The 15,063-nt window shown below is 62.8% G+C and carries 10 protein-coding genes and 1 riboswitch; of the genes, 1 reads left to right on the top strand and 9 read right to left on the bottom strand.

Features of this window, described 5'->3' with window-relative positions; all coding sequences use genetic code 11:
- Window positions 1-32 precede the first annotated feature (32 nt).
- Window positions 33-761: an OmpA family protein gene (locus HV711_RS02890; protein ID WP_035481479.1), complete on the top strand. Its 729-nt coding sequence runs from the start codon at window positions 33-35 to the stop codon at window positions 759-761.
- A 66-nt stretch (window positions 762-827) separates the two neighbouring features.
- On the opposite strand, the gene atzF is transcribed toward HV711_RS02890, so the two are convergent.
- The 9 genes from atzF to HV711_RS02845 form a co-directional block, all read right to left on the bottom strand.
- The gene (gene atzF, locus HV711_RS02885; RefSeq protein WP_035481477.1) at window positions 828-2,630 is read right to left on the bottom strand and encodes an allophanate hydrolase; all 1,803 of its coding nucleotides are present in this window, start codon (window positions 2,628-2,630) and stop codon (window positions 828-830) included.
- A 61-nt stretch (window positions 2,631-2,691) separates the two neighbouring features.
- Entirely contained in the window at window positions 2,692-6,315 is a 3,624-nt protein-coding gene (uca, locus tag HV711_RS02880; RefSeq protein WP_035481549.1) for an urea carboxylase, read from the bottom strand.
- 196 nt (window positions 6,316-6,511) lie between these two features.
- Window positions 6,512-7,156 carry an urea amidolyase associated protein UAAP2 gene (locus HV711_RS02875; protein ID WP_035481475.1) on the bottom strand — a complete coding sequence of 215 codons (645 nt, stop codon included), beginning with the start codon at window positions 7,154-7,156 and terminating at the stop codon, window positions 6,512-6,514.
- Window positions 7,157-7,167: 11 nt separating this feature from the next.
- Window positions 7,168-7,872, bottom strand: coding sequence for an urea amidolyase associated protein UAAP1 (locus tag HV711_RS02870; RefSeq protein ID WP_035481473.1), 705 nt, complete (start codon window positions 7,870-7,872; stop codon window positions 7,168-7,170).
- 10 nt (window positions 7,873-7,882) lie between these two features.
- On the bottom strand, window positions 7,883-8,674 hold the full coding sequence (locus HV711_RS02865; protein ID WP_013591014.1) for an ABC transporter ATP-binding protein: 792 nt from the start codon (window positions 8,672-8,674) through the stop codon (window positions 7,883-7,885).
- The gene (locus HV711_RS02860; RefSeq protein WP_035481471.1) at window positions 8,671-9,486 is read right to left on the bottom strand and encodes an ABC transporter permease; all 816 of its coding nucleotides are present in this window, start codon (window positions 9,484-9,486) and stop codon (window positions 8,671-8,673) included. Before HV711_RS02860 ends, HV711_RS02865 begins: the two co-directional genes overlap by 4 nt.
- Window positions 9,487-9,516: 30 nt before the next feature.
- On the bottom strand, window positions 9,517-10,584 hold the full coding sequence (locus HV711_RS02855) for a putative urea ABC transporter substrate-binding protein (protein ID WP_035481469.1): 1,068 nt from the start codon (window positions 10,582-10,584) through the stop codon (window positions 9,517-9,519).
- 58 nt (window positions 10,585-10,642) lie between these two features.
- A riboswitch (guanidine-I (ykkC/yxkD leader) is annotated at window positions 10,643-10,755 on the bottom strand.
- A gap of 288 nt (window positions 10,756-11,043) precedes the next feature.
- Complete coding sequence (tehA, locus tag HV711_RS02850) at window positions 11,044-12,078, bottom strand: dicarboxylate transporter/tellurite-resistance protein TehA (RefSeq protein ID WP_035481467.1); 1,035 nt, start codon at window positions 12,076-12,078, stop codon at window positions 11,044-11,046.
- Between the two features lie 203 nt (window positions 12,079-12,281).
- Window positions 12,282-14,930: a PAS domain-containing hybrid sensor histidine kinase/response regulator gene (locus tag HV711_RS02845; protein ID WP_035481465.1), complete on the bottom strand. Its 2,649-nt coding sequence runs from the start codon at window positions 14,928-14,930 to the stop codon at window positions 12,282-12,284.
- Between the last annotated feature and the right edge of the window lie 133 nt (window positions 14,931-15,063).

The following is a 15,063-nucleotide window of genomic DNA, read 5'->3' as shown; positions in this document are numbered from 1 at the left end:
TTCTTCGCTACACATAGTCTATGGAGTACCTGATGAAACGACTCTTTTTAGCAAGCCTGTTGTCTGCCGCCGTGCTGGTCGTGACCGGATGCACGGCAGGGAGCGGTCCAACCTACAACGCGTATTCGGTCGACTGGCGCAACGGCGCGAGAATATACCGCGCCGAGTGCCACGGACTGTTCGAGGGCGCATCGACCTGCATGGACGTCGCGCGGCGCATCTGCGGCGACAAGCCGGTTCAGGTGATCGACAGGATCGATGTGGTTCGTACTGCCGACGACCAACGGAGCGACCCGCGCGTTCTGCACTTCAAATGCGGCGAGGCGCCGAGCAACAAAGCGCCCGCCGAGACCGGTGCCGTTGCGCCTCAGACCGCCACGCTGGAGAACTTCTCGCTGGAAAGCGATGCGCTGTTTCCGTTCGGCAAGTCGTCGCCGGAGTCCATGTTGCCGGCCGCCAAAGCCAGACTCGACGAGATCGCTGCGCGCATCCGCCAGCACGAGCACGTGAGTGCCGTCACGGTGGTAGGCCATACCGACAGGCTCGGTCCCGAATCGATCAACGGGCCGTTGTCGCTCGCGCGCGCCAACACCGTGCGCGACTATCTCGTGGCGCACGGGTTGGACGGCAGCATCATTCACGCGAAGGGTGTCGGTTCGAGCGAGCCGCGAACGCATTGCGCGGAGGGCGACGCGCGCGCACTGATTGCGTGTCTGCAACAGGATCGCTATGTGTCGATCACCGTGGAGGGGCGCAAGTGATGTGAGCGCGAGCCGGCAAAGCGGCTGCATCGTGAGGATGCGGGCGGTGCCCGCTCCTTTCCCAGCTCAGGCTGCCGACTCCGCTAACCACGCACGCCAGCCGCCGGCATGCGTGATATCCACTGCATCGTGCAGACCGTTCTGCTCGCAGACGAACCCGGTCTCCCATGTCCCATCTGCGAGTTCCACTTTTCCGAGGCCCAATGGCGCGGGGATTGCGCCGATAAACGAGCCGAGTTCCATACTCGGCAACTCCCATACTTCGACGGCAATCGCCGCGCCTCCCTCACGCACGCGCGCCATGGCTGGCCGCCGAATCCCTCCGCCGGGCAGTGCATAGAGCCGGTAATCCAGCGAACTGGTCGTTCTTTTGACGAGGCGTGCGCCGCGTCTTGTCAGCTGCCCATTCAACGGCAGCCCTTCCAGATGCGCGCCGCAGACCACGATACGCACGCGATCGTTACGCGCTCTCGCGGCAGGCAACGGGTAGTTGCACGAATTGCCGCCGACTGTCGGCAGGCCCAGCGCTTGCTGAAGGCTCGCCGCCACGCCGAGCAGATACTGATCGGTGAATGCGCGCCCGAATAGCGTCGCGCCCCATGGCAGTCCATTCTTCATGAACCCGCCAGGCACGGCGACGGCCGCATAGTCGAGCAGGTTCATGAAATTGGTGTAGTAGCCGAGCAGCGAATTCGCACCAACGGGGTCCTCTTCGAGTTCCGCAAGCGTGACCGGGCGAGGGAAGGCGGGAGTGAGCACGCAGTCGAGTCCATCAAGAACGGCATCGCACTGCTTCTTGAGTTCTTGCAGCCGATACTGCGCGCGAAAAAGCTCCACGGCGCTGGCACCCGGCGCTTTTGCGAGTACATCGCGAATGACGGGCAGCGCGGCATCGGGTTGGGCTTCCATCAGGGGACCGACCACGCTGTAGCGCTCGGCCACCCACGGTCCTTCATAAAGAAGCCTCGCCGCTTCAAGAAACGGCTCGAAGTCGATTTCGATTGCTTCTCCGCCGATCGCTTCGAGCGTCGATCGCACGCGAGCAAGGAGTGCCGGGCTTTCGTTGCAGCCGGAAAATTCCAGTTGCTGTGGCACGCCGAAGCGGAAATTCGCCGGCTTGCCGAATGCGCTCGCATCGTTCCATTGCGGATTCGCGCGGCTATAGGCGTCGGCGGGATCGGCTGATGCGGTTAGTGCAAAGAGTTCGCTCGCTTCTTGTGCCGTCGCGGTGAAATAGGTTACGCAGTCCAAGGTTCGGCATGCCGGTACGACGCCCGCAGTGGAAAGCAGACCTTTGGTCGCTTTCAGTCCGACGAGGTTGTTGAGCGCGGCGGGCACGCGTCCGGAACCGGCGGTGTCGGTGCCGAGTGCAAAACTCGCCACCCCGAGCGCGACGGCCAGCGACGAACCGGAACTCGAACCGCCCGACGGATAGTCAGGCAGCACGCTGTTGCGGCATTTGCCATACGGCGACCGCGTGCCGTTCAAACCGGTTGCGAACTGATCGAGATTCGTTTTGCCGATGGGCACGGCGCCGAGCGCAACCAATTGGGCTACGAGCGTGGCCGATTCGGCCGGCACATAGGCGAATGCGGGACACGCCGCAGTGGTCGGAATGCCGGCAAGATCGATATTGTCCTTGATGGCGAATGGAACGCCGAAAAGCGGTAAGGAGTCCGCGTTAAATTCGTCGAGGCGCGCCAGATACGGTTCGAGTTCCGCTTCGGAGAGTAGCCGTATGAACAGACGGTATTCGTCATTCAACGATGCGGCGCGCGCAAGTACTTGCGCGACCAACGCGCGTGGCGTCGTCTCGCCGCTGCGATAGTGATCGCGCAAGGTCGAAAGACGCAGGTCGAAAGAAGTCATGCGAGATTCCCGAGAATGTTCTGCTGCAAAGTACGCGAGCTGAAAAGGATGCGGCGCGCAATCACGCACGGCTCATGACGACCACACGCTGTCCCGCCTTCACCGGCGAGCCGGGCGCGACGTGCACTTCGTCGATAATGCCTGCGCATTGCGCGGTCACGGCGATTTCCATCTTCATCGATTCGATGATGAGCAGCACGTCGCCTGCTGCCACGGGCTGGCCCGGCTTCACGTGTACCTGCCAGAGATTGCCCGCGATCTCGCTGTCGACGGCGATCTGGTCGTCGGCAAGAGGCGCACTCGCCGCGTCAGAAGCAATGGGTGTATCCATTGCTGCGTCGACATGCTCGGTGCCTTGCCAGCGTTGTCGCTCCGCCTGGAATGCCGCGCGCTGCCGCGAACGGAATTGAGCGATGCCGTCCGCTTCGCGCTCGAGAAAGCTCATGTAGTCGGTCAGTGACAGTTCTGTCGTTTCTATCCGCAGCGGGTAACGGCCAAGCGGAAAGTCCTCGCGAATCCGCAGCAGTTCGTCAGCGGGTACTTCGTAGAAGCGGATCTGATCGAAAAAGCGCAACAGATACGGCTCGCCGGCAAAGTCCGCTGTTCGACGAAAGCGGTTCCACATTTGCAGCGTGCGTCCCACGAACTGATAGCCGCCGGGCCCTTCCATACCGTAGACGCAAAGATAGGCACCGCCAATTCCGACCGAGTTCTCCGCCGTCCACGTCCGCGCCGGGTTGTACTTTGTCGTGACCAGCCGATGACGCGGATCGAGCGGAGTCGCGACCGGCGCGCCGAGGTAGACGTCGCCGAGACCCATCACCAGATAGCTTGCTTCGAAGACGATCTGTTTGAGCGCGTCGATCGATTCGAGATCATTGATGCGGCGAATAAACTCCAGGTTGCTGGGACACCACGGCGCGTCTTTTCTGACCGTGGTCATGTACTTGTCGATTGCGAGCTGACAAGCGGGGTCGTCCCACGAGAGCGGCAGATAAACAATGCGCGACGGTACTCGCAAATCTTCTACGAGCAGTACTTTTTTCCAGGTATTCGCAACCGTCTCCAGCAGTGCATTCAGCGGGAGAACATCGGGCCGATAGTGAACCTGCAACGAGCGGATACCCGGCGTGAGGTCGATTACGCCGTCAAGCCGCAGTGATTCGAGCGACTGCATCAATGCATGCGCGCGGAATCGCAGCTCGAGATCCAGCTCCGCGGGACCCACTTCCAGCAGAAGATGCGTGTCGCCCGACAGCCGCCCAAGCAGTCGCTCGCGGCCGGCGCCCATGTCGAGCACGATCGGTGAACTCAGCGTGTACGCTGGTGGCAATTGTGTTGCGTCGACACCTGCTTCTATGAATTCAGCACCGAGTAATGTGGTCTCGAGATGGAGGCGCTGCGCGGCTGCGCGGGCCGTGTCTATGCTCACCGGCACGAAGCGCACCTTGTCGCCGGCTTTGAGCTGACCGATTTGCCACAGGTCCGCCTCGATGATCGTGACCGGGCACACAAAGCCGCCGAGACTCGGCCCATCGGGGCCGAGAATAACGGGCATGTCGCCGGTGAAATCCACCGCTCCCACAGCATACGGATTGTCGTGAATGTTCGACGGATGCAGGCCCGCCTCACCGCCGTCCTCACGCGCCCACTCGGGCTTGGGTCCAATCAGACGCACGCCGGTGCGGCTCGAATTGAAATGGATTTCCCATTCGGTGTTGAAAAAGCGCGTCACATAATCGGGCGAGAAGTACTCCGGCGCCCCGTGCGGACCGTAAATGACGCGCAACACCCGCACCTCCGGCAGCGCCGCCGTCAGTGCCGTCGGCAAACGTGTGCCGCTCGTGCGGTCGGTCAGCGGATAAAGATGCAGCACGTCGCCTGCCCGCAGCGCGCGGCCGCCGTGGCCGCCGAACTGTCCCAGCGTGAAGGTGCTGCGGCTGCCCAAATACGTCGCCACGTCGAATCCGCCGCGCACCGACAGGTAGGCCCGCGCGCCCGCGCCTCGAATGTTGCCGAGCGTGAGCGTCGCGCCTGCGGGCACGAGCACCGCGGTGTTCATCGGAATCGGCTGGTCGTCGAGTGTGACCGGCAACACCGCACCGGTGACCGCGACGACGGCGTCCGTGTTGAAACGAAGCGTCGGTCCGCTCATGGTGATTTCCAGCGCGGCCGCGCCGGCTTCATTGCCGAGCAAGGTATTCGCGAGCCGTAACGCGCGGCTGTCCATGGGTCCCGAAGGAGGAATGCCGACTGCCCAATAGCCGAGCCGGCCCGGATAGTCCTGTACGGTGGTCTGTGTGCCGCCGCTCAGCACCTCCAGAGTCGCCGCGCGATAGCGCAGCGTTTCCAGACAGCGGGTCCACGGCTCGCCGCTGGCAAACGGCGTGTCGTCGATAATCTGCCGGAGATAGTCGCGGTTCGTCTCCACACCATACAGCCGCGTGCTCGCGAGTGCGTCGGCGAGTGTGCGACGCGCTTCATCGCGGCTCGGCGACCACGCAATCAGCTTCGCAAGCATGGGATCAAAATAGGGCGGCACATCGCAACCCGCTTCAATCCACGTATCGATGCGCAGGTTCTTTCCGTCCGCTGCGGGAAAGGCCACATCGGTCACAAGTCCGGGGCTCGGTTTGAAGTCGCGGCCCGGATCTTCCGCATACAGGCGTGCCTGGATTGCATGGCCTTCCGGCTGAAGGCCGCTCGCGAGAACGGAAAGCGGCGCGAGTGTGCCGGCCGCGAGTTCGATCATCCAGCGCACGAGGTCGACTTTCCAGACCTGTTCAGTCACCCCGTGCTCGACTTGCAGCCGCGTGTTGACCTCAAGGAAATAGAACTTTTGCGCGAGCGCGTCGTAGACGAATTCGACAGTTCCCGCCGAGCGGTAATGAACGGCCCTGGCGAGTTTGAGTGCCGCCTCGCAGAGCGCAGCGGCCATTCCGTCAGGCAGGTTAGGCGCGGGCGTTTCTTCGAGTACTTTCTGGTTGCGCCGCTGGACCGAGCAATCGCGCACGCCCAGTGCAATGGCATCACCCTGGCCGTCGCCGAAAACCTGAACTTCGAGATGGCGCGCGCGCTCGATGTACTTTTCGAGGAACACGCCCGCGTCGCTGAAATTGTTCTGGCCAAGGCGTTTTACCGCGTCGAAGTGCGCGCTCAGTTGTTCCGGACTGCTACAGACACGCATGCCGATGCCGCCGCCGCCCGCCGTGCTTTTCAGCATGACCGGGTAGCCGATTCGCGCTGCTGCATGGAGTGCGGCGGCGAGATCGTCGAGCAGGCCCGTGCCTTCCAGCATCGGCACGCCTTGTGACGCGGCAATCGCGCGTGCGGTGTGCTTGAGTCCGAACTCGCGCAATTGTTTCGGCGTCGGTCCGATAAATGCAATGCCGGCGGCTTCACAGGCTTCGGCGAACGCCGCGTTCTCCGACAGGAAGCCGTAACCCGGGTGTATGGCCTGTACGCCTTCAGCGCGCGCGAGCGACAGTATCTTCGCGATGTCGAGATAGGTCGTTGCCGCAGCGCCCTCGCCAAGACTGTGGGCGCTCGCGGCCTGGGTCACGTGCAGACTGGCGCGATCGGCTTCGCTATAGACGGCAACGCCCGTCACATCGAGTTCGCGCAGCGTGCGCAGAATGCGGCAGGCAATGGCGCCGCGATTGGCTATGAGAACTTTGTCGAACATGGAATGGCACAGAAACATGGGCGGGCCGTCCCGCCGTGAGCGTGCATGCCGTGGCCGTCCACGGCAGATCGGCAGACAATGCAGCCGGTTGTTTAGTGTTTGACCGGTTGGTGCGATACCGCGGTTGAAGAAGTTGCCGCCCAATAACGCTCCGCGCGCACTCGCATGACTTCATATAGCCAGCGGCGCAATGTGCTCAGTTCCATATCAATAGCTCCGCGGGTGTGGGGTTGTAGGCGTTGCAGGGATTGTTGAGCTGCGGACAGTTGGAGATAAGTACGATCACGTCCATTTCCGCACGCATTTCGACGTATTTGCCGGGCGCGGAGATGCCGTCTTCGAAAGTCAGTCCGCCGCTTGCCGTGACGGGAACGTTCATGAAGAAATTGACGTTCGCGCCGATATCGCGCTTCGACAAACGGCCGTCGTGCGCGCAGGCGCTCAGGTAATTGTCGCGGCAGCTATGCATGTAGCGCTTTTCCAGCGCATAACGCACGGTATTGCTTTCCTGCGCGCAGGCGCCGCCCAGCGTATCGTGACGGCCACATGTGTCGGCGACGATCGTCAGCAGCGGGTTGCCGAGATTCGAATACAAGACCGTTCCGGTCGTCAGGTAGAGGCTGCGCTGGCGCCGCAGCGTGCGTTGTGCGTCGTATCGTTCGCGCGGATCGGTGGCGCTGTAGAACAGCGTGTCGACGGCCTGATTGCCTTCCAGATCGAGAATGCGCAGGGTCTGCCCCGCCTTCACTTCTTTTAGCCAGGGTTCTCCGGCGGCCAGCGTTTCGCGGAAAATGGCGTGAGCCGGATCGAGCGTGCTTTCGGTGAGCGTCTTTATCGTCATAGGTGTTCCGGTCAGAGAAAGAAACGTTCGGTATTGATGAACCCGCGGACGTTTTCATCGCATGAAGTGCGGCACAGTTCAGCAACGCTCGCGTCTGCGGCACTGAGCGTGAGCTTCACGGGCTTCGGCGCGTATTCGGGGTGCGGGTCCAGAGGATGCTGGATCGCGGTGAGGATCACGAGTGTGTTCATCGGCGCATACAACTCGACGTAATCGCCGGCGGTTGAGTTGTCGGCAACAAAGCTCAGTGTTCCTTCGTCCGTGACGTCAACCCGGCTGAACAGGTTCAGGGTCATCAGGAGATCGGGCAGGCCAAGGCCCCACTTGCCCATTTCCACGAGCAGGTTGTCCGTGCCGTTGCGATAGAACGCATTGCGCAATTCCTGATAGCGCCCCACGCCGTACTTCTGCTGCACTTCCTCCGCGTTGGACACGCCGCACAGTGTGTCGTGCCAGCCGCACGTATCCGCCACGACGGCTGCGAGCACGCGTCCCATGTCGGAATAGAGGCAGTGGCCGGCGGTAACTTTCGCCGTGTGCTGGCATTTGAGCGTATCGGGCAAATTCAGGCGCTCGCTCTTTTCCTGGGCATTGAGCAGCATGACGCTGACATTGGCGCCGCCGCGCAAATCGGTGATGCGCAGCGACTGTCCGCGTTTGACGATGAGCGACGTGTGAGCGCCGCCCGCGACGTTTTCTTCGAGTAAGGTGTCCATAGGTCTCATCTCAAGCCGCTACGGCGGCAGCACGCGACGCACCTTCGACAGCGGCTTGCGCCATGCGAAGAGCAGGCGGGCAATCGCGGCTGTGGTCGAGCGGAATGTTGTAGGTAATGCGCGCGCCATAGGCATTCGGCGCTTGCGGGTCGACGCGCACCTTGTCGAACACGAGGACGCGGCTGCCGAGCGCGAAGCCCTCTTTCAGATCGTGCGTGACCATGAAGATCGTCAAGCCGGATTCGCGCCATAAATTCAGCAGTAACTCGTGCATATCTTTGCGAATGCCGGGGTCGAGCGCGCCGAAGGGTTCGTCCAGCAGCAACACACGCGGTTTCATGATCAACGCCTGCGCAATGGCGAGCCGCTGTTGCATGCCGCCCGACAATTGATGCGGGTACTTGTCGAGCGAGCTGCCGAGTCCGACCTTCTCGAGCATCGCAACCGCCTCATCCTCTGCTGAGCGGCGGCGCTGTCCGAACAGGCGGCCAGTCCATCGGGCCTGCGGCAACTCAAGCCCGAGCAGCACGTTGCGCATCACGGTCAGATGGTCGAATACGGAATAGCGCTGGAACACCACGCCGCGCTCCGCATCGGGCTCTCCGGGCAGCGCTTTTCCATCGAGCAGAATCTCGCCGCGCGTGACGCGCTCCTGGCCGAGAAGAAGCCGCAGGAATGTCGACTTGCCGCAACCCGATGCACCGACCATCGAGCAGAACTCGCCTTTTTCAACTTTCAGATCGAGCCGTTCGAGCACGACCTGTTCGCCATATTCTTTCCAGACGTTGCGGACTTCGATCATCGCGAGCCTCCGCCGTACCACGGGAAGGCGTATTTCGTGAGGCGCCGCAATGCTTCGTCCATCAGCCATGCGAGCAGCGTGATCCAAAGGACGTAGGGCAGAATCACGTCCATGGCCAGATAGCGGCGCACGAGAAAGATGCGGTAACCGAGGCCGTCGGTGGACGCGATGGCTTCCGCGGCAATTAGAAACAACCAGGCCGAGCAAAGCGATAAGCGCAACGCGACGAGAAGACGCGGCAATAGCTGCGGAACAATCATGCGAAGTATCAGCGTCCAGCTCGTCGCGCCGAGTGTCTGCGCCTTGACCCACAGCTCGTTCGGTATGTCGCGGGCGCGCTGCTGAAGATCGCGAATCATCATCGGCGTAATACCGATGATGATCAGCACGACCTTCGACAATTCGTCCAGACCGAATACGATGAACAGAATGGGCAGCAGCGCGAGCGGCGGAATCATGGACATCACGGTGATGAACGGCGACAGTGTTGCCGTGACGGCCGGAATGCTGCCGGTCGCGATGCTGACGGCCAATGCGATCGCCGCGCTTGCCGCGAGTCCGATTGCGAGGCGCCGCACGCTGGAACGCGTGTCGGTCCACAGCAGATGTTCTCCGGTGCGCTTGTCTTCGGTGAACGCGTACTGCTTGACCGCGTCGGCCATTTGCGCGGCACTGGGCAGCAGTTTGTCTTCCGGGTTCGCGGCGAGTCGCGTCGACGAGCTCGTGAAATAAACCACCACGAGCACGACGAATGGCATGAGCAGCAGCATCAGGGCGCTGCTTCTCCCCGGATATCGATTGATCAGTCGCATGACGGGAACCTTGTGGTTCAGGTATCTGACTTAGAGCTTGCCGTCCGCGGCCATCCGGACATAGGAAGGATCGAAGCGCAGCTTGATGTTGTTTCTGTTGCCGACGACCACGCCATTGCCGAACTCCATGCCGACCGCGTTGGCGTCGGCCGCGCCTTGACCGAGCAGACCGTGGTCGAAGGAAAACTTGGCGACGCGCGTCATGGTTGTCGGCAGATTCGCGCTGGTCGCGAAAGCGAGCGCGGCCTTCGGCGTATAGAAGAGTTCAGTGGTGGAAAGCTGGCTCTTGAAGCCGGCGAGGTCGGTGCCCGACGCCTTGGCCATCGAATTCAATGCCGCAGCGCTGGCTGTGCTGTTCGCTTGCATCAGCGCAAGCATTTCGAACCAGGCGCCGGTCAGCGCTTTGCCGAGAGCCGGATTGTCATGAAGCGTCTTCGTGTTGACGACCATCATGTCCATGATTTCGCCGGGAATCTTGCTGGAGTCGAAGACCTCCGTGACATTCGGCTTGGCTTTCAGGTCGGCAAGCATCGGGTTCCACGTCACGGCCTGGTTGACGGCGGGAGTCGCAAACGCAGCGGAAATATCGGCATCCGAAGTATTGACGACCTTGAGATCGCGTTCGCTCAGTCCCGCGGTTTCCAATGCGCGCGCGAGCAGGTAATGCGAAACCGAGAACTCGACGAGATTGATGGACTGGCCCTTCAGATCCGCGACTTTCTTGCCGGAACCTTTGATCAGTACCCCGTCATTGCCATTCGAGAAGTCGGTGACGAGCAGCGCGGTCGAATCCACGCCGCCGGTGGCGGGAATGGTCAACGCATCCATGTTCGTCATCGTGCAGCCGTCGAATTTGCCGGCGGTGTACTGGTTGATCGACTCGACGTAGTCGTTCAGTTGCACGACATCGACATGAATGCCGTATTTCTTGGCCCATTTGGACACGATGCCTTGTGTCTTCGCTTCGCCCCACGGCATCCAGCCGGCGTAAATGGTCCAGCAGACCTTGAAGTCGGTCCGGCCGGCAGCGAACGAGGGGGAGGAGGCGAGAACCGCGAAAGCAGCGACAACGCTGGCGAAAAAACGAAGTTTGCGCATATGGATGACCCCAGTGTGGCGGATTGATAGCGGTAGGAGCGGCGCGACGTGTCGCGTTCTCTCCCGGGCTTTTATCCCGCCGTGTAACCTCGCCTGAGGTCGACAACTCTCGGACCAGCGTTTGTGTGCGGCGATGCCGCGGCGCAAACCGGAACCCTAGTCGTCCATTGCAAATTGTGACTGCCAAACCGGATGTAGCGCCGGCTCCTGAACGAAGTACAGCGAGAAGCGTGCCATGCGCAAAAGGCCCTGAATGCAGGGGCTTTTGCGTCGGCGGGGCGCCGGTCGGCCAGGCGGGGATGCAACGTTGCAGTGCGCGGTGCCCGCTCGTGGTGCAATTCCGCTGCGGCGTGAAGCGGGGACGACGCCTGGCTGCGGCAACAAAACTATCCGGCAGGTCTTAATTCGTTAGCCCGCGGGCCTATGGTCGGCCACGGGCTGCCAGTAGATAGCAGCTAGCTAGACCCCTGCGGTCTGCCGAGCCCGCACCATTCCCGAATCAGCCGACGCGCTCGCCGCCTGCGGTCCACTGGAGGACGCCGAAGCCGGCGGCACAAGCTTGCCTCGCACGAGCAACTCTAGCGTCTTCACCGCCAGCATCGCGACGATGACATTCGCGACCACGAACAGAACCGGCGCGGCCCACTCCACTGCACCCGTGGCGCCTCGCTCCACCATGCGCAGCGCCATGGTCGGCAAGGCGGCCACGCCGAAGCTGAAAGCCCAGTAACCCGGCACGAAATGCTGCTGGCGAATCCACGGCAGCAGGCGCAACAGCAGCAAGGCCTGATAGAGGCCGTAGCCGAGCAGCATCAGCGAAAACAGGTCGGGCGCGCCGCTCATCAACGCGAGGTAGGTGACGCCACCTACGACGGGCGGCGCAAGCTGGATGCCGAGCGTCGGACGCAATGCTTCGGGCAGCGGTTCATGCACGGCGGCACGGTGCAGGATCAGCGATTCGATTGCAAGCCAGAACAGCACGCCCGCGCCGAAGAAGAGCCCGCCCAACTGATGAAAGCCGAAAGCCGCCGCTGTGGTGCCGGCCACGAAGCTCGGCGCCACGGTGGGCAGATAAATGGCGGGCGTAATGAGCTCCGGCTTGCGGCCGCCTTGCCAGAGCCGTCCATGCAGATACGCGCCGAGTGCCAGTTGCGCGAGCGCCGCCACGCTGAACAACACAAGTGCAGGTTTGTACGCATGCGGCTGCAGAAGCTGCGCGGCCAGCATGCTCGACACCGGGCCGAGCGCCACAAAAGACGACTGCACCGGATGCTGCAGTTCCGCGCGGGCGTCGGTCGCGTGCGTGCGCCACTTTTGCGCGTAGGCGACGAGAATGACGAGCCATACGACCAGCGCCGCGACCGTCGTGATCGTTCCGATGGCGGCGGGCCAATGCCACAACCTGATTGCTACGCGCCACAAGTTGGCGAGCGCCAGTGCGCCCACTGCTATCCCGAAGAACGAGGCCGGAATCGCGCCACGATTGCTGTTCATCACCGATCCTCCAAAGGTTGTGTCGCGCGTGACTATCCGGCTGCGCGATCGATGACGTACTGTAGAACCGCCGCCGCAAACGCTGAACGCGGGGCAGGCTCAACAAATCGCGCGATCGTCTCAAGATGCACGTGGGGAACGGAACGAGAGGCTTTCGTGATTCAGCGCTTCGGGATCGGGATCGGGTAGGAAAGGCGCGGGCCTCAGTCCGCGTGCGGCGAGGCCGCCGCCGGCGACAGTTCCGCGAGCAGCGACATCAGGTAGTCGATATTCACCGGCTTGACGAGATGATGGTCGAACCCCGCGGCCTGCACGCGCAGATGATCGTCGGCCTGGCCGTAACCCGTCACTGCAATCAGCACGGGCCGCGTCCCGCCCTTCTGGCGAATCAGCCCGGCGAGCTCGTAGCCGTCGATGTCCGGCAGGCCGATGTCGAGCAACGCGGCATCCACGGGCTCGGCCTCGGCTTTCGCGAGCGCATCGTGCGCCCCGTACGCGACGCTGACGTGATAGCCCTCGCTCTCGCACAGCAAGGCCAGCGAATCCGCCGCGTCCTTGTTGTCGTCGACGATCAGCACATTGAGCGCAGCGCGCTCGCCATGCGAGGTGCCGCTCGCGGACGGTTCGTCGTGCAACGGCGCGGGCACGTCGGGCGCGTGCGAAAGCGGCAGCCGGATCGACACCGTCGCGCCGCGGCCCGGGCCGGGACTCGCAATGTCGATCGTGCCGCCATGCAGCTCGACCAGCTTCTTCACGAGCGACAAGCCGATGCCAAGCCCGCCGTGCGCGCGGTCGAGCGTGCGCTCGCCTTGTGCGAAGAGGTCGAAGATGTGCGGCAGCAGATCCGGCGAAATGCCGCTGCCGTTGTCTTCAATGGTGACCGCCGCGAAGCGTTCGTCGGCGAGCGCGGTCACACACACGCTGCCGCCGGGATCCGTATACTTGCACGCGTTGTTCAATACGTTGACGAAGATCTGCGAGAGGCGCAGCGGGTCCGCATGCAGCCAGACGGGCGCGGGCGGCAGCTTGACCGTGAGATGCTGGCCGCGCGAGGCCGCCATCGACGACACGGTTTCCAGCGCGCCGTAAATGGCGGTGCCGAGCAGCACTGGCTCGCGCCGAAGCACGATGCGCCCATGCGTGATGCGCGACACTTCAAGTAGATCGTCGACGAGTTGCGCCATATGATCGACCTGCCGGCTCAGCATGCCGACCAGTTCGCACGAATTCACGCCGGATTCTCTCTCGCGGCGCAGCAGCGCGATCGCATTGCGCATCGGCGCGAGCGGGTTGCGCAGTTCGTGCGCGAGCATCGCGAGGAATTCGTCCTTGCGGCGATCCGTTTCGCGCAATGCAAGTTCCAGCGTCTTGCGCTGCGTGATGTCCACCGCGCTGGCAATGACGCGCCACGGTTTGCCGTCAGCATCGCGTTGCAAGACCGCCTGGCTCTGCAGCCAGCTTTCCTCGCCGTGCATCATGATGCGGAATTCGAGCGGCTTGTCGAATTCGCCGCTCAGGGCGACGCGCCGCATTGCCGCGTCCACGGCGGCGCGGTCCTCGGCATGCACGCGATGCAGCGCCGCGTCGTACGGCAGCGCAATCGTCCCGGCCGGCACGCCCGGCAGCGCGTCGACGCTGTCCCAGCAGACTGTCCATGAATCGAGCGACAGATACCCGATGGTCATGCGCGCGGCACGCATGGCCACCTGAAGACGCAGATTGCGCTCCTCCAGCGCGGCTGCGGCGGCGCGCTCGTCGGTCACGTCCGTCGCCATGCAGAACCATTCGCGCAGCGTGCCGTCGTCGTCGCGCAAAGGCGCGGCGCGCGCGGACATGGTGCGCCAGCTGCCGTCGCGTCGCCGCAGCCGGAAGGTCATCGAGCCCGGCAGTTGCGCCTTGACGATATTCGACCACGTCGTGCGCGCGCAGGCTTCGTCGTCGGGGTGGACGAGATCGAGCCATTCGCAGCCCGCGGTGAGGCCGTCCTGCGGCGTGAACGAGTGCCAGTTGCCGAGCTGATTCGTATGGCCCGCTGCGTCCGCGATCCACGTGAGTTCCGAGCTCGCTTCGACGAGCGCGCGGTAGCGCTGCTCGCTGCGCTCGCGCTCGATCTGCGCGTCGTGCTGCTCGGTGATGTCGTACGTCACGCCGAATACGCGCTCGATTGTCGTGCCGCTTCCGCAGTCCGTTTCGCCGCGCGTGCGCAGCCACGAACGGCGCCCGTCCTCGAGTTCGATTGGAAAGTCCAGTTCGAAGGGCACGCACTCGTGCAAGCGGGCCGTCAACTCGCGCGCGAACCACGCGCGATGACTCTCGGGAATGCGATCGAAGAGCCATTGCAACGGCACTTCTGCTTCCTGCCGTTCGAGCCCGTAAATTTGCGCGAGCTGGGCGCTGATGCGCGCGGTGCGGCTGCCCATGTCCCATTCCCACGCGCCGGCGCGCGCCGCGTCGAGTGCAAAGCGCAGACGCCGTTCGCCGACTTCATAGGCCTCGCCGGCCTTGACGAAGTCGTGGATGTCCATGGCGATCCCGCACGCGCCGCTGACGACGCGCGCGTCGTCGAAAATCGGCTGAATGCGCAGTTTGTGCCAGCGGTATTGGCCGTCGAAACGTTCGAGGCGCGCGTTCACCTTGGCGCTTTCGCCCGCTGTGAGCGCGCTGCGCCATGCATCGAGCACCTTCTTGACGTCGTCTTCCAGAACGAACTGGTCCCAGTGAATCGCGGTGTTCGGCGCGAAGGGATGGCCGAGGTATTTGCGGCAAGCGATGTTGGCATAGGTGACGACACCGCCTGCATCGGCGGTCCATACGAGAGCCGGAACCTGATCGGCAATATCGTTGTTGCTCATTGCGTTATCAATCGCACTGTTTGGCAATGTCCCACAGACAGTTGAAGGTTGGGACGGCGGGTGCGGCATAGATTATGCGACCTTGCGATCATGGTCAATGTTGGATTTCGAGGGCGAACGCTTCAGGGCGGCG

Origin of the sequence: Paraburkholderia phenoliruptrix (assembly GCF_902859825.1) — a bacterium.
In the GTDB taxonomy this organism is placed as follows: domain Bacteria; phylum Pseudomonadota; class Gammaproteobacteria; order Burkholderiales; family Burkholderiaceae; genus Paraburkholderia; species Paraburkholderia phenoliruptrix.
This window is presented reverse-complemented; position numbering and strand designations above follow the sequence as displayed.

Excerpts from the sequence above, each read along its gene's own strand:
- HV711_RS02890 (WP_035481479.1), top strand. The coding sequence starts at position 33 with ATGAAACGACTCTTTTTAGCAAGCCTGTTGTCTGCCGCCGTGCTGGTC.
- atzF (WP_035481477.1), bottom strand. The coding sequence starts at position 2,630 with ATGACTTCTTTCGACCTGCGTCTTTCGACCTTGCGCGATCACTATCGC.
- uca (WP_035481549.1), bottom strand. The coding sequence starts at position 6,315 with ATGTTCGACAAAGTTCTCATAGCCAATCGCGGCGCCATTGCCTGCCGC.
- HV711_RS02875 (WP_035481475.1), bottom strand. The coding sequence starts at position 7,156 with ATGACGATAAAGACGCTCACCGAAAGCACGCTCGATCCGGCTCACGCC.
- HV711_RS02870 (WP_035481473.1), bottom strand. The coding sequence starts at position 7,872 with ATGGACACCTTACTCGAAGAAAACGTCGCGGGCGGCGCTCACACGTCG.
- HV711_RS02865 (WP_013591014.1), bottom strand. The coding sequence starts at position 8,674 with ATGATCGAAGTCCGCAACGTCTGGAAAGAATATGGCGAACAGGTCGTG.
- HV711_RS02860 (WP_035481471.1), bottom strand. The coding sequence starts at position 9,486 with ATGCGACTGATCAATCGATATCCGGGGAGAAGCAGCGCCCTGATGCTG.
- HV711_RS02855 (WP_035481469.1), bottom strand. The coding sequence starts at position 10,584 with ATGCGCAAACTTCGTTTTTTCGCCAGCGTTGTCGCTGCTTTCGCGGTT.
- tehA (WP_035481467.1), bottom strand. The coding sequence starts at position 12,078 with ATGAACAGCAATCGTGGCGCGATTCCGGCCTCGTTCTTCGGGATAGCA.
- HV711_RS02845 (WP_035481465.1), bottom strand. The coding sequence starts at position 14,930 with ATGAGCAACAACGATATTGCCGATCAGGTTCCGGCTCTCGTATGGACC.